Here is a 17,416-nt window from a genome sequence, read left to right on the forward strand (position 1 = left end):
GGTAGGTATGACGGCAGATGAGCGCGGCGCCGTGTTCGCGTTGCTCGACGATTGCGACGCGACGGCGGCGCGCCGTTCGAGTCGTCTGTACACGGGTTTTGTGCAGGAACGGGTGTGCGCGCACGCCGCGCAGCTCGAAGCCGTGTGCGAAACCGTGGCAGCGCAGATGCAGCGCGGTCTGCATGCCGTCGTGCTCGCCGACTATGAGTTCGGCCGGCATCTTCTCGACGGAGATTTGAACCGGTCTTTGAAAACGCAGCGTGGCGATGCCACGCTGCGTTTTTTATTATTCGAACGTTGCGAGAACCTCAGTCGTGAAGAGGTCGACGCGTGGCTCATGGCGCGCGACGAAGGCGCGGCAGAGCCATCAGTGGCGGGCACGATGAACGTGCGTGCGAGCGTCGACCCGGCTGAGTTCAATGCGGCGATCGATGCGATCCACTCGGCCCTGCGCGCCGGCGATTCCTATCAGGTCAACTACACGTATCGGCTCGGCTTTGATGTATTCGGCTCGCCCACCGCGCTGTATCGACGCTTGAGGGCGCGTCAGCCGGTGCCGTATGGCGCGCTGATCGCATTGCCGGGCCGACAGTGGGTGCTCTCGTGTTCGCCCGAACTCTTCATCGAGAAGCAGGGCGCGACGTTGCGTGCGCGGCCGATGAAAGGCACCGCGCCGCGCTCGGACGACCCGGCGGTGGACCGGCGCGCTGCCGAATTCCTCGGCAACGATCCGAAGAACCGCGCCGAAAACGTGATGATCGTCGACCTGTTGCGCAACGATCTGTCGCGGGTGGCGCAAACGGGTTCGGTCAAGGTGCCGGCGCTGTTCTCGGTCGAGCCGTATGCGTCGGTGTGGCAAATGACCTCGACCGTGGAGGCGGCGCTAAAGCCCGCCACGTCGTTCGCCCAGACGTTGCGCGCGCTGTTCCCTTGCGGCTCGATCACCGGCGCGCCGAAGCATCGCACGATGCAGTTGATCGACGAGCTCGAGAGCACGCCGCGCGGACTCTATACCGGCGCGATTGGTTGGCTGGACGCGCCTTCATCGTCTGCTGACACCGCGGACGCGACCACGTGCGATGCAAACCACACCGCCTGCGGCGACTTCTGCTTATCCGTCGCGATCCGCACACTGACGTTGGGCCCGTCGACGCAAACCGGTCATCTGGAAGGCAAGATGGGCGTCGGCGCGGGCATCGTGCTCGACAGCGTCGCCGCCGACGAATATGCGGAGTGCCAATTGAAGGCCAGCTTTCTGACCGGCGCCGAACCGGGTTTCGAGCTGTTCGAAACGATGTATGCGACGCGCGAAGAGGGCGTACGGCACCTGTCCCGCCATCTCGCGCGACTGTCGTCGAGCGCCGCGACGCTCGGCTTCAAGTTCGACGACGCAAACGCCATTGCGGCAGCGATCGCGGTGAAGTGCGCGTCGCTGCCCGCTCAGACGCCGCATCGCATGCGGCTTGCACTGAGCAAAAACGGCACGATTCAGATCACGGTCGCGGTGTTGACGCCGCTGGCCGAATCGATCGTTGGTGTGCTGCTTGGCCCCGATCACGCATTCCCGGCAACCGACGCCGCCGACCCGCTGCTGCACCACAAAACCACGCGCCGCGCCGAATACGATCGCGGCTGGCGCGAAGCCGAAGCGAAGGGCGCATTCGACACGCTGTTCTTCAACGCGCAAGGCGAGTTGACCGAAGGCGGCCGCTCGAATGTGTTTGTGAAGCTGGCTGGACGCTGGTGGACGCCGCCGCTCGCATCGGGCGTGCTACCCGGCGTGATGCGGAGCGTTTTGCTTGAGGAAGCGTTGGAACTGCAGGCGGGCGAACGTGTGCTGACCCGGACCGATCTGCTAAACGCCGAAGCGCTAATGGTGTGCAACGCGCTGCGAGGCGCAGTGCTGGCGCGGATCGTGGGCTGATAGAGGCGGGAGCGCAAGCCGCTAACGGCAGCAAACAACGCTGCGCGGGGCCGCCGCCCGCGCCTCAACCGTGAAATGCATGCAGCAGCCGAATCATCCAGCCGCTCAAACATGCACGCAAACGTGAGTGCAAACCCGATTCGCGCACGTCATGCGGCACGGTCGCGTGATCGCGGATTCCCGCTAGGTCGATCAGGCAAAATGGGCTCATGGCGGTCTCTCCTCGGCTCGCGGTCAGGCCGCATAAACAGGAAGACGAAGATAGACAGCCAGCTTTGCATGCAATCTCGGATCAATCTCAAAACGGGCAGGAAGTGGCCCGCCTTGCCGCAAACTCGATCGATTTGAAACTCAGAACGTATGCTCCGGCCCAGGAAACGAACCATCCTTCACCGCCGCCACATACGCTTCCACAGCAGCGAGAATACTCGGCTGCCCATGCATGAAATCCTTCACGAAGCGGGGCCGTTTGCCGGGGAAAATGCCCAGCATGTCGTGCAGCACCAGCACCTGACCCGAGCAATCCAGGCCCGCGCCGATGCCGATCGTCGGAATACGCAACTGCTTCGTGACGTCGCTGGCGAGCAGCGTCGGAATCGCTTCCATCACAATCAATTGCGCGCCGGCCTGCTGCACGGCGAGTGAGTCGCGCATCAACTGCGTCGCGCCCGCTTCGGTCTTGCCCTGCACCTTGAAGCCGCCGAACGCATGCACGGATTGTGGCGTCAAACCGACGTGCGCGCATACGGGAATCGAGCGCTCCACCAGGAAGCGCACCGTGTCCGCGAGCCATTCGCCACCCTCGAGCTTCACCATCTGCGCGCCGGCCCGCATCAACTCCACCGAGCTTCTGAATGCGTCTTCCGGCGTGCCGTAGGTGCCGAACGGCAAGTCGGCCACGATCAGCGCCGCGGGCCGCGCACGCGCCACGCTAGCCGTGTGATACGCGATGTCGGCGAGCGACACGGGCAGCGTGGTCGTCTGGCCTTGCAGCACATTGCCGAGCGAATCGCCGATCAACAACACGTCGACGCCCGCGCGGTCCAGTAGCGCGGCGAAGCTCGCGTCGTAGCAGGTGAGCATGGCGATTTTTTCGCCGGCGTCGCGCATTGCCTGCAGTTTCGGCACGGTGATGGCGTTCCGGCTCGCTTCCTGCAAATAGGTCATGGGGTCAATCCGTTGAGAAAAGAGAGGTGGCCGCGCCGCTTACAGCGACGTGCCTTTGACAAAGAATTCCTTGCGGCCGCGCATGGTTTCGATGCGTTCGGCGAGTAGCGCAAGGTCCGCGTCCGAGTCGAGCGGATTCAGATGTTCGGCGTTGACCGTCAGTACGGGCGTGCGGTCGTAGTGATAGAAAAACTCGTTGTACGCGTCGCACAGGGCGTGCAGATACGCGTCGGAAATCTGCAGTTCCATCGGCACCGCGCGCTTCTGGATTCGCGCGAACAACACTTCCGGGCTCGCCTGAAGATAGACCACGAAGTCCGGCGCCGGCGCATTGACGTCGATGCGAGCGGCGAGCGCGCGATACAACTGCCACTCGTCTTCCTGCAGCGTCAGACGCGCGAAGATGTCGTTCTTCTGCGTCATGAAATCGGCGACCAGCGGTGTGCCCGATGCGTGTGCCGCGCTCACGTCCTGAGCCTGCTGCGCGCGCTGCAACGCAAAGTGCAATTGCGTAGGCAGCGCGTAACGCGCCGTGTCGCGATAAAAGCGTTCGAGGAACGGATTGTCCTGCGGCCGTTCGAACAGTTCCTGCATCGACCAGCGTTGCGCGAGGCGCCGTGCGAGCGAGGTCTTGCCGACGCCGATCGGCCCTTCGATCGCGAGATAGCCGAACGGAGGCCGCAGTTGCGGCGCCGTGACGGTAAGCGGCGTTGAATTCATTCGCAACGGCCTTTAGGAGTGGTGCTTTCACCTGCGGCCAATGCATTTAGCATGGGGCACTGGCAAGGCCCCTTCACTTTCTTGATGCGCTGATCGCTCACGCCGCTAAGCAGCGCTTCGGCACGGCCGTGCTGCGGGATCACGAGTGAGGGATCGATTTCGACGAGCGGCACCAGCGCGAATGCGCGTTCGACCAAGCGTGGATGCGGCACGATCAGATCGGCTTCGTCGATCGATTGATCGCCGAACAGCAGGATGTCCAGATCGAGCGTGCGCGGTGCGTTGCGAAACGGCCGCTCGCGGCCGAACTGATGCTCGATTTTGTGGCAGAGCGCAAGCAGATGCCGCACGGGGAGCGTCGTATCGATCTTCACGACGCAGTTGAAATAATCGTCGCCGCCCGCGTCGATCGGGGCAGTGCGATACAGGCTCGACTTGGCGAGCACGGAGATGGTGTGCTGTTGTGCGAGGCACACCACCGCGTCTTTCAGGGTCTGGCGCGCGTCCCCGAGATTCGCGCCGAGGCCGAGATAAGCAACCGTCATGGCATAACTTCCTGCAACTATCGTTCGACGGCAACAGCCAACGCTATGTCAGTCTTCGTGCGGGCCGTCATGGCCTGCGTCTTCGGCTGTGCGTTCGGCTGGCGTGCCGCCCTCCAATCCGTCCCCCGGCTTGCGGTTTCTACCGCCGCTGCTGCGCCGCCGTCGTTTTCTGGGGCTTCGGTCCTTCCCGCCCTGCGTGAGCAATGCCTCACGCGCGGCGATGTCTCCTTCTATGAACTCCGTCCACCACGCGCCGACCGACTCATCGAGTTCGCCCGATTCGCAGCGCAACAGGAGGAAATCATACCCCGCTCTAAATCTTTGGTGTTCCAGCAGCTTCAGCGCGCTTCTTCCGGAGCGTTTTTCGAGGCGCAACTGCAGGCCCCAGATCTCGCGCATATCCGACGAGAAGCGCTTGTGGATTGCGAGTTTTTCCGTTTGCATGTCGAGGACGTCGTCCATCGCGCGATGCAATGCGGGCACCGGATATTCGCCGTTCGCTTCAAACTTTTGCCAGCGCTGCTGCACGTCGTGCCACAACAGCGTAGCGAACAGGAAGCCCGGCGACACCGGCTTGCCCGCGCGCACGCGGGCATCCGTGTTGTTCAGCGCGAGCGTGATGAATTTTTCGCCGATGGGCTGTTCGAGCACCACGTCGAGCAAAGGCAGCAGGCCATGATGCAGGCCTTCCTGGCGCAGGCGTTTCAAACACGCGAGCGCATGGCCCGACAGCATCAGCTTGAGCATCTCGTCGAACAGACGCGCGGCGGGCACGTTGTTGATCAGATCGGCCATGTTGGCGATCGGCTCGCGCGTGCTGTCCTCGATCTCGAAGTCGAGCTTGGCCGCGAAACGGACTACGCGCAGCATGCGCACCGGATCTTCGCGATAACGCGTGGCCGGGTCGCCGATCATGCGCAACAGACGTGCACGCATGTCGGCCATGCCGTTGTGATAGTCCAGCACGGTTTGCGTGGCCGGATCGTAGTACATCGCGTTGATCGTGAAGTCGCGGCGCGTGGCGTCCTCGTGCTGCTCGCCCCACACGTTGTCGCGCAGCACGCGGCCGCTCGCGTCCACCGCGTGGGTGCGGCGGTCGAGTTCGTCGCGCTTCAGGCGGCGAGCCGGAGGCGCGTCGGCCGCGGGCGGATCGACCAGCGCGCGAAAAGTCGAGGTCTCGATGATTTCCTGACCGAACTGCACGTGCACGATCTGAAACCGCCGGCCGATGATGCGCGCGCGACGGAACAGCTTTTGCACCTGTTCGGGCGTGGCATCCGTGGCGACGTCGAAGTCTTTCGGCTTGATGCCGAGCAGCAGATCGCGCACCGCGCCGCCGACGATAAACGCGCGGTGCCCCGCCTGTTGCAGACCTTCGGTGACGCGAATCGCGTTCCTCGAGATCAGCGCCTGGTCGATGCCATGCACGTCGTGCGGAATGATGATCGGCACGTCCGGATCGCGCACGGTCTTGACGGGCGCGCTGGAACGGGCGGGTTTGCGGCGCGCTTTGCTCGCGCCTGACGGAGTGCGCGTGGGTGCGCTGCCGGTTTCGTCTGTCTCGGCTTCGGCGGGCAGGTTGTCGTCAGCCGGCGCCGAGTCCTGGCCGAATAGCTTGCGGATAAGTTTTTTGATCACGAGGGTTGAAAGAGTTCGAGGATGCGCCAGCCTTTGGCCTGCGCATGGGCGCGCAATGTGTCGTCCGGATTGGTCGCGATCGGGTCCGTGACTTTTTCGAGCAGCGGAATGTCGTTGTGCGAATCGCTATAGAAATAGCTGCGCTCGAAGTCGCTCCACGTCTTGCCGAGCGAGGCGAGCCACGCTTCGGTGCGCACGATCTTGCCTTCCTTGTAGCTCGGCGTACCGGTGGGACGGCCGGTGTACGGCGAATGCGGCTCGCCGTCGACGGTTTCGGCTTCGCAGGCGATCAGCGCGTCGACGCCGAATGCCTGAGCAATCGGGCGGGTGATGAATTCGTTGGTGGCGGTGACCACGCAGCACAGGTCGCCGGTTTCGCGGTGCTGCTTCACCAGTTCCAGCGCGACGGGAAATATGGCCGGCTTGATGACTTCGTGCATGTACTGCGCGTGAAAGTCGGCGAGTTGCGCGCGCGTGTATTTCGACAGCGGCGTGAGCATCGCGATCAGATAGGCGTGAATGTCGAGCTTGCCGGCCTTGTAGTCGGCGAAAAAGCGGTCGTTTTCACGGGCGAAATTTTCGGCGTCGACCATGCCGTGTTTCACCATGAAGCGGCCCCATTCGTGGTCGCTGTCGGTGGGGATGAGCGTGTGGTCGAGATCGAAGAGTGCGAGGTTAGCCATGGGGGCCTATTTTACTTGAAGCGGCGGATGACGCGGATGAGGCCGCCGAGGTCGGCCCGCCGCGCCGTTCTTCGGCGTCGGGCGAAGCCAGCATGGTACGCAAGAGCGGCAGCGTGACCGCGCGTTTCTGTTCGAGCGAGAAGCGGTCGAGCGCGTCGAGCAGCGCCATCAGACTGGGCATGTCGCGGCGAAAATGCGTGAGCAGGTAGGCCGGCACGTCGTCGGCGAGCATGATGCCGCGCTCGCGCGCCGCGTGTTTCAGCACCGCGGCCTTGCCCTCGTCCGGCAGCGGCGCGAGATGAAACACGAGACCCCAGCCGAGGCGCGTGCGCAAATCCTCGCGCACCGTCATGCCGATGGGCGGCGCGTTGCCCGCGGCGACCAGCGCGCTGGTGGGATGCGCGCGCACCTCGTTGAACAGGTTGAAGACGGCGATCTGCTGCGCGGCCGACAAGGCGTCGCAATCGTCGATCGCATAGAGCGCGACGCGCGGGTCGAAGCTGAACGCGGCGAGACTGCTTTGCGGGCCGGCGAAACGCGCATGCCCCGGCGATGCTTCGTGCACGAGCGCCTGCAACAGGTGCGTGCGGCCGCTGCCCGACTCGCCCCACAGGTAGAAGGTGCGATCGGCCACCGGCCCGGCGGCGAGCGCGTTCTCGAGCTCGCGTAGGCGCGTGACCAGCTCGGCGTTGGCGCCGGCGAAGAAATTGTCGAATGTCGATGGCGGCGGGGTGCCGAGATCGAGCGTCAGTTGACGAAGCACAGTAGGTGAATGCCGAAAATGAGGCTTGGGCCGCAAGCGGCCGTATGACGGGCCGAAATAGTCAAGGAACAGTCAGTTGTTATAGAGCGTGCTCGTCAGATAGCTTTGCCGCAACTCGCGCACGGCGACCGACAGAATTGCGCTGACCGGCAAGGCCAGCAATACACCGAAAAAGCCGAACAACTGCCCGAACGCGAGCAACGCGAAAATCACCGCGAGCGGGTGCAGCCCGATCCGTTCGCCCACCAGCCGCGGCGTGAGATAAAAGCTTTCCAGGATCTGGCCGACACCGTAAATCACGGCGACCGCGCCGAAGCCATACCAGTCGCCGAATTGCAGCAGCGCCGCGAGCAGCGCCAGCGCGAGGCCGGTTGCGAAACCGATGTACGGAATGAACACCGCCAGTCCCGTAAAAATACCGACCGGCAAGGCGATCTCGAAGCGCGCGATAGTCAGCGCCACCGCGTAAAACACCGCCAGTACGCCCATCACGAGCAACTGGCCGCGCAGGTATTGCGACAGCATCTGGTCCATATCGCGCGCGAGTTGCAGCGTCTTGTCGAGCCAGCGGCGCGGCACGACAACCTGCGCACGCGCGAGCATGCGGTTCCAGTCGTACAGCAGATAGAACAGCACGAGTGGCACCAGCACGACGTTGCCGACCACGGTCACCATCACGTTGCCGCTCGTGCGGATATAGGTCCACGCGTACACCGCAACGGTTTGCGCGCTGCCTTCCAGTTGCCCCATGACGAGATCGCGAATGCTGGCGAAATCGAGTGAATCGGCGAGTCCGAGCATGGCCAGCTTGGGTTGCAGCCAGGCGTTCACGTGTGCAAAAAATACAGGCACCTGCTGCTTGAGTTGCGGCGCTTCTTTCTGGATGACAGCCAGAACCAGCAGCACGAGCAGCGTCATGACGAGCGTGAACAGCAGCATCATCAGCAAGGCGGCCAGACCGCGCGGCACGCGCCGGCGCACCATCCACGCCACGCCCGGCTGCAGAATGTACGCGAGAATCGCGCCGAGCAGAAACGGTGTGAGGACCGGGCTCAGCAGCCAGAGCAGAATGCCGACGCCCAGCGCGATAGCCAGCCAGATGAAGGCGCGGCGCTGAACAGGCGTCAGGATCGTAGAGTTCTCTTGCAAGGTGGTTTTCCAGGTGTCGTCGCGACCGGATCAGGTAAAATCGCATTTTACCGACCTTCGAGCTCTTCCCCATGAATCAACCGAAATCCGCCCCGAATTCAACTGATTCGGCCCAAGGTCTGTCGTATCGCGACGCCGGCGTGGACATCGACGCGGGCGACGCCCTGGTCGACGCCATCAAGCCCTTTGCCAAAAAGACGATGCGCGACGGCGTGCTGGGCGGCATCGGCGGGTTCGGCGCGCTGTTCGAAGTGCCCAAGAAGTACAAGGAGCCGGTGCTGGTGTCCGGCACCGACGGCGTCGGCACCAAGCTGCGTCTCGCGTTTCAGCTGAACAAACACGACACCGTCGGCCAGGATCTGGTGGCGATGAGCGTGAACGACATTCTCGTGCAGGGCGCCGAGCCGCTCTTCTTCCTCGACTATTTCGCCTGCGGCAAGCTGGACGTCGGCACGGCGGCAACGGTCGTGAAGGGCATCGCGCATGGCTGCGAACTGTCGGGCTGCGCGTTGATCGGCGGCGAGACCGCGGAAATGCCGGGCATGTACCCCGACGGCGAGTACGATCTGGCCGGTTTCGCGGTCGGCGCGGTGGAGAAGAGCAAGATTATCGACGGCAGCACCATCGCCCCGGGCGACGTCGTGCTGGGTCTGGCTTCGAGCGGCATCCATTCGAACGGTTTTTCGCTGGTGCGCAAGATCATCGAGCGCGCGCAACCGGATCTGAACGCGGATTTCGACGGCCGCTCGCTCGCCGACGCGCTGATGGCGCCCACGCATATTTATGTGAAGCCGCTGCTGGCGCTGATGCAGCAGATCGCCGTCAAGGGCATGGCGCACATCACCGGTGGTGGCCTGGTCGAGAATATTCCGCGCGTGCTGCGTGAAGGCCTGACGGCCGAACTGGATCATCGTGGCTGGCCGTTGCCGCCGCTGTTCTCGTGGCTGCAAAAGCACGGCGGCGTGGCGGATGCGGAAATGCATCGCGTGTTCAACTGCGGTATCGGTATGGCGGTGGTCGTGTCGGCTGCTGATGCCGATGCGGCAATCGGTCTGCTGTCGGCTGCCGGCGAGCAAGTCTGGAAGATCGGCGTGATTCGCGAAAGCGCGGCCGGTGAAGCTCAAACCGTCGTGGTCTAAAGTCAAAGCTTCTGGTACCCGCGTGGTGTAAGAATCGTCTTCAACTCGGTCTTCACCTCGCGGGTTCAAAACTTTGCAGCAATCTCAAAGCAACGCTTCAATCGCTTCAAGCACCCGCGCCGTCGCGTGCGGATCGCAGCAATCCACCACCACCCGCTCTGGCATGCTTCGCAGCCATGTGAGCTGTCGTTTGCACAACTGCCGCGTCGCAAAGACGCCCTTGTCGCGCATGGTCGAATAATCGACCGCGCCATCCAGATACTCCCAGACTTGCCGGTAGCCCACACAGCGCATGGACGCCATCTCGGGCAATAAGTCGCCGCGCTCGCGCAGCTTCACCACTTCATCGATAAAACCGCCGGCCAGCATCGCATCGAAGCGTTTCTCGATGCGCGCATGGAGCACGCTGCGCTCGGACGGCTCCAGCGCAATCGGCACGAAGCGCCACAGGGCAGCCGAGTCGTCTTGCATGACGGGCGCGGCCAGCAGCGCGGACATGGTCTGTCCGGTCAGCATAAAGACTTCGAGCGCCCGCTGAATCCGCTGCGAGTCGTTTGGCGCCAGCCGCGCAGCCGTTACGGGGTCGAGCGCGGCAAGCCGAGCATGCAGGGCCGGCCAGCCTTCGCGTGCGGCGTCGGCGTCGAGCGTGGCGCGCACTTCCGCGTCGGCGGCGGGCAGATCGTTGAGCCCTTGCGTGAGCGCCTTGTAGTACAGCATGGTCCCGCCGACCAGCAAAGGCAGCCGCCCGCGCGCGTGAATCTCGGCGGTCAGCCGTAAAGTGTCGGCGCGGAATTGCGCGGCGGAATAGGCGTCGGTGGGATCGACGATATCGATCAGATGATGCGGCGCCACCGCGCGTTCCTCAGCGGTTGGCTTGGCCGTGCCGATATCCATCTCGCGATAGACCAGCGCTGAATCGACACTGATGATTTCCACCGGACGCCGCGCGGCGAGCGCCAGCGCGGCAGCGGTTTTGCCGGATGCGGTCGGGCCGAGCAGGCACGGCACGACCGTGGGCATACGCGACGTCATGTGCGCGGTCATGGGCAAGCGGGTGCGCGTCGAAGCAGCGTCACGTCATTGCCCGCGCATGAACAGCCGATCCAGATCGGACAGCGTCAACTGATACCACGTGGGACGCCCGTGATTGCATTGATCGGCGCGCTCGGTGGCTTCCATCTGACGCAGCAGCGCATTCATTTCATCGAGCGTCAGACGACGATTCGCGCGCACCGCGTGATGGCAGGCGAGCGTGCCGAGCATCTCGTGCTGACGTTCGGTCAACACGCGCGAGCCGCCGTACGCATGCAGATCGGAGAGAACCGCGCGCGCCAGCGCCTGCAGATCGGCGTCTTTCAGCAGCGCCGGCACGGCGCGGATCGCGAGCGTGGTGGGCGACAGCACGGCGAGGTCGAAGCCGAGCGCGTCGAGCGTGTCGCGCTCTTCTTCCACGGTGCCGATTTCGATCGGGTCCGCCTGCATGGATTGCGGGATCAGCAGCGGTTGCACGGCAATCGTGCGATCGGCCAGCGCGTTCTTGAACTGCTCGTACAGAATGCGCTCGTGGGCGGCGTGCATGTCGACGATCACCAGACCGTGCGCGTTCTGCGCCAGCACGTAGATGCCATGGATCTGACCGAGGGCGAAGCCGAGCGGTTGATCGTCGGCGGCGTGGAAAGCGGGCGCCGGGTAGGGCGCGGACGCGTTGTACGGCGATGGCGATTCGGCTGCCGAGTCGCGCGCTTCGAACAGCGTGGCGCCTTCTGCCGTACCGGTGTTGGTGTCTTTGCGGCCAAACAGCGCGTCGTAAAACGCGAGCGGTTGTGCGACCGGCAGCGTGCCCTGCGTCATGCGAGCCTGGCGCATCCACGTGTTGCCTGGCTGGCCTGGTTGCGACGAGCCGAAGCCGCCGCCCGATGTGCCACCCGAGCCGCCGCCGAAGCCGCCTGCGCCGTTGCCCGCACCGAAAGCGCCGCCGCCGATGCCCGCGCCATCCAACGGCGTTGCGCCAAACGAGGCCGGTCCGCCGGCCGTGGGCTCCAGATGCGCCGCATGCCCGCCCGCCGTCGTTTCCGGCGATGCGCCCGCATGTCGCGCCAGCGCGCGCTGCACGGCGTGAAAAACGAACTGGTGAATCGAGCGCGAATCGCGGAACCGCACCTCGATCTTCGACGGATGCACGTTCACATCGACCGCTTCAGGCGGCAGATCGAGGAACAGCACATAGGACGGATAGCGCTCGCCGTGCAAGACATCTTCATAAGCGGCGCGCACGGCGTGCGTAAGCAGCTTGTCGCGCACAAAGCGGCCGTTGACGAAAAAATATTGCTGATCGGCCCGCCCGCGGCTCGCGGTCGGCAGACCCGCGCAACCGTAGACGGCCAGCGGTCCGGCGGATTCGTCGAGCGGCAGATGGGCGGTCGCGAACGTCTCGCCGAGAATCTTCGCGACCCGCACGGGCGGCTCGCTGGCGTTCCAGTGTTCGATTGCCTTGCCGTTATGCAGCACCGAAATCGCGACATCCGGCCGCGCCAGCGCCGCGCGGCGAATCTGTTCGAGACAATGGCCGAGTTCGGTCTGCTCGCTCTTCAAAAACTTGCGGCGTGCCGGCGTGTTGAAATACAACTCGCGGACTTCGATCGTGGTGCCCTGAGTGCCCGCCGCCGGGCTCAGCACGCCGGTGTCCGCATCCACCCGCACCGCGTGCGCCGCGTCGGCCGTGCGGCTCGTGATGGTCATCTGCGCGACCGAGGCAATCGAAGCCAGCGCCTCGCCGCGGAACCCGAGCGTAGCGACGGCTTCCAACTCGGCAAGCGAGCGGATTTTGCTGGTCGCATGGCGCATCAGCGCGAGCACGAGTTCGTTTTCGGGGATGCCGCAGCCGTCGTCCGTAATCGAGATCCGTTTGACGCCGCCTTCGTCGAGCAGGATGCGCAGCGACCGCGCGCCCGCGTCGAGTGCATTTTCCAGCAGTTCCTTGACGACCGAGGCCGGCCGCTCGACCACCTCGCCGGCGGCGATCTGGCTGATCAACTGATCGGGAAGGGGCTGGATCGCGCGTAACGGGCGTGGGGCGGGCGCGGCGGCGGAAACCGCAGTCGCGGCGTCGAGGCCGGCAGGCGTTTCGGAGAATTCGGACATGGCGAAATTATAGCGATTCGGCGCGGCAAGCCCGCAGCGCGCGCAAGCACACCTACGCGCGGGAGATTTTTAATTGTGGCCGGGCACTTTCTGTATCATGACGCGGTCAATTTCCGGCGGCGAGTGAGCGCTTGCCGCCATCGCCAACAGGCCTGTTCGCACGGCTGTTCTTGCCATCGTCATATTCGCTTCATAAAGGATTCTCTTTGGACACGTTGCTACATTTCGTCAACCTTGTCTTGCATATCGACAAGTTCCTCGGAGACTTCATTCATGTGTACGGCGCCTGGGTCTACGCGGTGCTGTTTCTGATCGTGTTCTGCGAAACCGGGCTCGTGATCCTGCCGTTCCTGCCGGGCGATTCGCTGCTGTTCATCGGCGGCGCTTTTTGCGCGACTGGCGAAATGAACATTGGGTTGCTGATCGTGTTGCTGCTCGTTGCGGCCATCGCCGGCAATACCGTCAACTATATGATCGGGCGGGCCATCGGGCCGCGAGTGTTCAATTCGCACATTCCGTTTCTCGAACGCTTTCTCGATCGCAGCGCACTGCAGAAGACGCACAACTTCTATGAGAAGCATGGCGGCAAAACCATCGTGCTGGCGCGTTTCATTCCGGTGGTGCGGACCTTCGCGCCGTTCGTCGCGGGCGCATCGGAAATGACGGTGAGCCGGTTCCAGTTGTTCAACTTTGCCGGCGCTTTTTTCTGGGTGTTGCTGCTGACGTTGCTCGGCTACTTCTTCGGCAATATTCCGTTCATCCGTCAGTATCTGAATGTGATCGTGCTGGTGGGTATCGGCGCGGCGGTCGTGCCCGTCGTGCTTGGAGCGTTGTGGAAGATGATGCGCAAGAACACGTCGAATGCGAACAACCGCTGACGTTCTACAAGCAGAGCCAGCCAGATGAAAAAAACGGCGTCGCGAATCTCGCGACGCCGTTTCTTTTGGTCCTTCCGATCTCGATGATCTAACAATTGACGATGCGAGACATCCGCGTCTCACGACCATGCTCAGGTCACCGCACGCGGCGCCAGCGGCGTTTCCGGCGTGGGGTAGCCGGCTTCCTTGAACGTCTGGATGATTGCGCGATTGGTGTCGAAATAGACCTGCCAATAGTGCTCATTGTTCGTGTAAGGCCGCACGCAAAGCAGGGGGCCTTCCGGTGTGAAGGTCAGCACTTCGATGTCCGGCGCGGGACTCTCGGCCACGTTCGGAATCTGCGTGACGGCTGCTTTCAATCGGTTCATGGCGTCCGTCGGATCGACGCCGTTGGCGATCTTGGCCGTCAACTCGACGCGCCGCACCGGCAGGATGCTGTAGTTCGAGATAGTGTCGGAAAAAATCTTGTTATTGCCGACGATGGTGGTCACGTTGTCCGGCGTCACGATGGTCGTGCCGAACAAACCCAACTCCGAAACCGTGCCGGTGACGCCTCCCGCGGTGACGAAATCGCCGACCTTGAACGGCCGCAATACCTGCATAAACACGCCCGCTGCGAAGTGGGCAAGCAGGCCGCCCCAGGCAGTGCCGATCGCGAGACCCAGGCCGGCGAGCAGCGCGGCAAACGACGTCGTCTGGACACCGAACACCTGCAGGATCGCGAGGATCAGCAGCAGGTTCAGCAGTGCGCCGAGAATCGAGCCGAGATAATGCGCCAGCGTGGGATCGACACGGCCATTGCGCGCCAGCACTTTGCGCAGTAGTCCGGTGATCAAGCCGATGAGCCAGCGGCCGACGATCCAAAGGACGATCGCCCCGACGACCTTGGTGCCGAGGTCGATGCCTCGGGTCATGATGAAGACGCGTACTGTTTCGAGATCCAAGATGTTCCTCGCTGGGTGAGTTGCCTTCGACTGATTGGACAGCGGTGGTGCAATACAGCGGCAAATGCCCGGCGGCGGGCGCAATGGTAACGCGGGGTAACACTCGGTCTTCGGAAGTTATAGGCGACGGCGCGGGCATGCGCAAGGACCGTTCCAGTTGCTCATATGCCGCATCTGGCGGGAAAAGCAGGCGGCTCGGCGGACGCTTTCAGCGCGATGGCGCTTGCCGTGGCTTACATCGGCAGATTCGATTTCGAATACGGCGAAGTGTGGATGACGAGCGTTTTGTCGGCGCTGACTTTTGCCCTGCGTGCGACACGACGCCGGCTGAGAGCCGCGATGATCGCGAGCAGGTAGGCGCCGCCGCGCTCGAAGAATGCAGTCGACGTGCTGAACTGACCGTAGCGGCTCTGTGAGTCGGCGAACACTAGGAAGGTCAGCGCGGCATCGAGCAGGAATGCGACTGATGCCAGCGCGGCGAATATATGCGAGCCATTGAGTGACGCGCCGGGGACGAAGCGATTGCACAGGTGACAGGCTGCCAGCACGAAGGCAAGCAGAGCCAGGTTCGAGAACAGGTCGAACAGAAAATTAGTCATATTGATGAAATGAAAGCGCAGGGGGCTGCGGCGTTGCCAAAGCGTCTGCTCACGCAGAGTCGCAGCGCATTTCGCCGGATCGGCCGCGATCATTGCACGTCTTTACGTCTCAATAAATGTCCAGTTCGGAGTCCGTTGTTTCCTGTTTGTACCAATCGTGTTGGCGTGGGAAAACGCGGTTGTGTTGAGGAAATGGCGTTGAGTGTGGCGGGAAATTTCCTCAACGTGATTGGTATTTATATGTGGCTGCGATATAAATTTCGCGAGCGCTTTTGCGTGACTTTCCGGGTGTATCTGCGCGAAAGGAGGGCGTGCCGGAGAGGTCGGCGTGAATGCCACTTTTGCCGGCGATCGGTTAGCAGGTGCAAGCTCAACCGCAGTCAAACGCTTGGCTTGCCGTCTCTCGATTTCCATCAGCACCCGGCTATCGACTCTGCGTACCGAAAACTCCGAATACCGAGGGCACCTCCTCTCGCGCGTGAACAGATATTTATGAGCCCGGAAATCTGTAAAGCTGGTTTGTCCGCAGGGAAAGTTGCGTGACGAGAGTATTGACAAGTTCCCGCGATACCGCGAGCGCGGCGTCGACGTTCCCGCGCGCGAACCGATCCCGCATACGGTCGGCCTCGACCCGGTCGGTCTTTGCAACCCGCGCGTAGTCCTCCTCAAACTGCAATTGCTTGTCGGCAATCGCCAATGCCAATGCGTCGTATCGGCTACGCACGATTGGAGCGAGGTGCGCGAAGTCCTGCATCGCGAGCAACTGGACCTTGCGGAATTGCCAGAATGCGCTGCTGTCGTCCGAATCGCCGGTGACACCCCGATAGGATTCCGGGATCGCCGCGCCTTGATAAAACGGAAGGTAGATTCCGAGCGCAGTCATGCCAAGGTCGAGGTACTCCACGTTGGCGATTCCTTCCGGCAGTCCTTTGCGCGTCTGTAGCACATGCGACTGGTAGGTGCGATAGACTGAAATCGGTCTCGCCGTAGCCGCCGGATTTGCGCTTGTGTAAGGATCGCTCGGCGTCCCGGCGAAGTAATCCTGCAGGGCTCGCTGGACATCCGTCACCGCCACCGGGTGATCCGGTCGCCGGAACGTCGGAAAGCCGTTTGCCGTGACGGACTGATCCGCAGCATTCGCAGTAAACCACTTCTGGAGTTGCGCGACCCGCGGGTAGTTGTACCTGACGTCGATCTCATTGTCACGTCCGAATGCACGGCGAAAGCTGAACGGCCCTTCTGTTTCGCGATCGTACAGGCCATGCGTTTGTGCGAAACCAACCAGATTCGGGGACGAAAGAAAGTTGTGGTCGTCAGGATCGAATTCGCCAAGTCGCGACTGGTTAGCCGACACAAAATAGCTGTCGTCCGGGATCCTCATGGCAAGCCATTGATGGCCGCCCGCGTTTTCCAGATACCACGCTTCGTTACTGTCGACGAACGCGACGCCAAAGCCCTCCGCCGATCCGTGTGATTCAACAAGCGCACCAAGCAGTTCGACTCCTTCGCGCGCCGACTTCGCCTGCGAAAGAATAATGGTGGGAATCACTTCTTCGACGATGCCCGTTTCCTTTACGTAGGGATCGACGGACAGAGTCCGCGCGTTACTTACGATGGTTTCGGTAGCCGATACGCCGACGCCGGCATCGTTAAACCCCGACTCGTCGTAGGCGCTGCCGCTTCCTCTTGGAGAACCTGTGTAGCCCATCAGATGCGAGGGCATCTCATATGAAAACTTGTTCTTCATGACGCTGCGCAGTGTGTAGCCGTCGCGCCTCGGGGGATGATAGAGGAAGTTGACGGCAGTTATTCCCGGACCGTCGTCATTGCGCGCCACAAGGATTGAGCCGTCCACCGTCGCTTTCTTGCCGACGATAATCGTGGTGCAGGCCAGCGATAGCTGAGCTGACGCAACGAAAGCGAAGATCGTCGCAAATATTCGTTTCATGTTCATATCCTGAATGTGAGGGAACCCTTGGGCGAGGAGCCCGGCGGCGACCGTTGGACACAGCTCCAAAGCGTGTGACGAACCCGTCGATCGACGCCGCGACGCACACACCCGGATACGGAGAAACCCTGCCGGGTGGGATCGCAAGTGGAAGTGGCGCTGATCGTCCCATCCCGCG

General features: G+C 62.7%; 16 protein-coding genes. 3 read left to right on the forward strand and 13 right to left on the reverse strand.

Features of this window, described 5'->3' with window-relative positions; genetic code table 11:
* Window positions 1-7: 7 nt before the first annotated feature.
* Window positions 8-1,924 carry an aminodeoxychorismate synthase component I gene (gene pabB, locus BPHYT_RS03600; protein ID WP_012431799.1) on the forward strand — a complete coding sequence of 639 codons (1,917 nt, stop codon included), beginning with the start codon at window positions 8-10 and terminating at the stop codon, window positions 1,922-1,924.
* 64 nt (window positions 1,925-1,988) lie between these two features.
* Here pabB and BPHYT_RS38575 read toward each other — a convergent pair whose 3' ends face one another.
* The 8 genes from BPHYT_RS38575 to BPHYT_RS03635 all read right to left on the reverse strand — a co-directional run bounded on the left by BPHYT_RS38575 (window position 1,989) and on the right by BPHYT_RS03635 (window position 8,589).
* The gene (locus tag BPHYT_RS38575; RefSeq protein WP_012431800.1) at window positions 1,989-2,135 is read right to left on the reverse strand and encodes a hypothetical protein; all 147 of its coding nucleotides are present in this window, start codon (window positions 2,133-2,135) and stop codon (window positions 1,989-1,991) included.
* A gap of 140 nt (window positions 2,136-2,275) precedes the next feature.
* Window positions 2,276-3,091 (reverse strand): 3-methyl-2-oxobutanoate hydroxymethyltransferase, encoded by an 816-nt coding sequence (panB, locus tag BPHYT_RS03605; RefSeq protein WP_012431801.1) that lies wholly within the window; start codon window positions 3,089-3,091, stop codon window positions 2,276-2,278.
* 39 nt (window positions 3,092-3,130) lie between these two features.
* Complete coding sequence (locus BPHYT_RS03610) at window positions 3,131-3,811, reverse strand: deoxynucleoside kinase (protein ID WP_012431802.1); 681 nt, start codon at window positions 3,809-3,811, stop codon at window positions 3,131-3,133.
* A complete protein-coding gene (gene folK, locus BPHYT_RS03615) occupies window positions 3,808-4,356 on the reverse strand; it encodes a 2-amino-4-hydroxy-6-hydroxymethyldihydropteridine diphosphokinase (RefSeq protein ID WP_012431803.1) in 549 nt (182 codons plus the stop codon). The genes BPHYT_RS03610 and folK overlap by 4 nt, the downstream gene beginning before the upstream one ends.
* Window positions 4,357-4,404: 48 nt before the next feature.
* Window positions 4,405-5,994: a polynucleotide adenylyltransferase PcnB gene (gene pcnB / locus BPHYT_RS03620; RefSeq protein WP_012431804.1), complete on the reverse strand. Its 1,590-nt coding sequence runs from the start codon at window positions 5,992-5,994 to the stop codon at window positions 4,405-4,407.
* On the reverse strand, window positions 5,991-6,677 hold the full coding sequence (locus BPHYT_RS03625; RefSeq protein WP_012431805.1) for a histidinol-phosphatase: 687 nt from the start codon (window positions 6,675-6,677) through the stop codon (window positions 5,991-5,993). The genes pcnB and BPHYT_RS03625 overlap by 4 nt, the downstream gene beginning before the upstream one ends.
* A complete protein-coding gene (hda, locus tag BPHYT_RS03630; protein WP_012431806.1) occupies window positions 6,670-7,440 on the reverse strand; it encodes a DnaA regulatory inactivator Hda in 771 nt (256 codons plus the stop codon). Before hda ends, BPHYT_RS03625 begins: the two co-directional genes overlap by 8 nt.
* A 72-nt stretch (window positions 7,441-7,512) precedes the next feature.
* The gene (locus tag BPHYT_RS03635) at window positions 7,513-8,589 is read right to left on the reverse strand and encodes an AI-2E family transporter (protein ID WP_012431807.1); all 1,077 of its coding nucleotides are present in this window, start codon (window positions 8,587-8,589) and stop codon (window positions 7,513-7,515) included.
* A 71-nt stretch (window positions 8,590-8,660) separates the two neighbouring features.
* Here BPHYT_RS03635 and purM point away from each other — a divergent pair, with 71 nt between their 5' ends.
* Entirely contained in the window at window positions 8,661-9,728 is a 1,068-nt protein-coding gene (purM, locus tag BPHYT_RS03640; RefSeq protein WP_012431808.1) for a phosphoribosylformylglycinamidine cyclo-ligase, read from the forward strand.
* Between the two features lie 84 nt (window positions 9,729-9,812).
* Here purM and miaA read toward each other — a convergent pair whose 3' ends face one another.
* Complete coding sequence (gene miaA / locus BPHYT_RS03645; RefSeq protein ID WP_041758742.1) at window positions 9,813-10,760, reverse strand: tRNA (adenosine(37)-N6)-dimethylallyltransferase MiaA; 948 nt, start codon at window positions 10,758-10,760, stop codon at window positions 9,813-9,815.
* Window positions 10,761-10,805: 45 nt separating this feature from the next.
* Entirely contained in the window at window positions 10,806-12,869 is a 2,064-nt protein-coding gene (gene mutL, locus BPHYT_RS03650) for a DNA mismatch repair endonuclease MutL (RefSeq protein ID WP_012431810.1), read from the reverse strand.
* Window positions 12,870-13,075: 206 nt separating this feature from the next.
* Here mutL and BPHYT_RS03655 point away from each other — a divergent pair, with 206 nt between their 5' ends.
* The gene (locus tag BPHYT_RS03655) at window positions 13,076-13,747 is read left to right on the forward strand and encodes a DedA family protein (RefSeq protein WP_012431811.1); all 672 of its coding nucleotides are present in this window, start codon (window positions 13,076-13,078) and stop codon (window positions 13,745-13,747) included.
* Between the two features lie 131 nt (window positions 13,748-13,878).
* Here the strand turns inward: BPHYT_RS03655 and BPHYT_RS03660 are convergent, their stop codons facing one another.
* The 3 genes from BPHYT_RS03660 to BPHYT_RS03670 all read right to left on the reverse strand — a co-directional run bounded on the left by BPHYT_RS03660 (window position 13,879) and on the right by BPHYT_RS03670 (window position 17,238).
* Window positions 13,879-14,691 (reverse strand): mechanosensitive ion channel family protein, encoded by an 813-nt coding sequence (locus tag BPHYT_RS03660; RefSeq protein WP_012431812.1) that lies wholly within the window; start codon window positions 14,689-14,691, stop codon window positions 13,879-13,881.
* Window positions 14,692-14,924: 233 nt separating this feature from the next.
* A complete protein-coding gene (locus BPHYT_RS03665; protein WP_012431813.1) occupies window positions 14,925-15,383 on the reverse strand; it encodes a hypothetical protein in 459 nt (152 codons plus the stop codon).
* 397 nt (window positions 15,384-15,780) lie between these two features.
* On the reverse strand, window positions 15,781-17,238 hold the full coding sequence (locus tag BPHYT_RS03670; protein ID WP_012431814.1) for a C69 family dipeptidase: 1,458 nt from the start codon (window positions 17,236-17,238) through the stop codon (window positions 15,781-15,783).
* Between the last annotated feature and the right edge of the window lie 178 nt (window positions 17,239-17,416).

This window comes from Paraburkholderia phytofirmans PsJN (assembly GCF_000020125.1).
Taxonomy (GTDB): domain Bacteria; phylum Pseudomonadota; class Gammaproteobacteria; order Burkholderiales; family Burkholderiaceae; genus Paraburkholderia; species Paraburkholderia phytofirmans.

Coding starts and splice junctions, on each gene's coding strand:
- miaA (WP_041758742.1), bottom strand. CDS start 10,760: ATGACGTCGCGTATGCCCACGGTCGTGCCGTGCCTGCTCGGCCCGACC.
- BPHYT_RS38575 (WP_012431800.1), bottom strand. CDS start 2,135: ATGAGCCCATTTTGCCTGATCGACCTAGCGGGAATCCGCGATCACGCG.
- BPHYT_RS03665 (WP_012431813.1), bottom strand. CDS start 15,383: ATGATCGCGGCCGATCCGGCGAAATGCGCTGCGACTCTGCGTGAGCAG.
- folK (WP_012431803.1), bottom strand. CDS start 4,356: ATGACGGTTGCTTATCTCGGCCTCGGCGCGAATCTCGGGGACGCGCGC.
- pabB (WP_012431799.1), top strand. CDS start 8: ATGACGGCAGATGAGCGCGGCGCCGTGTTCGCGTTGCTCGACGATTGC.
- BPHYT_RS03670 (WP_012431814.1), bottom strand. CDS start 17,238: ATGAAACGAATATTTGCGACGATCTTCGCTTTCGTTGCGTCAGCTCAG.
- BPHYT_RS03610 (WP_012431802.1), bottom strand. CDS start 3,811: ATGAATTCAACGCCGCTTACCGTCACGGCGCCGCAACTGCGGCCTCCG.
- BPHYT_RS03625 (WP_012431805.1), bottom strand. CDS start 6,677: ATGGCTAACCTCGCACTCTTCGATCTCGACCACACGCTCATCCCCACC.
- purM (WP_012431808.1), top strand. CDS start 8,661: ATGAATCAACCGAAATCCGCCCCGAATTCAACTGATTCGGCCCAAGGT.
- panB (WP_012431801.1), bottom strand. CDS start 3,091: ATGACCTATTTGCAGGAAGCGAGCCGGAACGCCATCACCGTGCCGAAA.
- mutL (WP_012431810.1), bottom strand. CDS start 12,869: ATGTCCGAATTCTCCGAAACGCCTGCCGGCCTCGACGCCGCGACTGCG.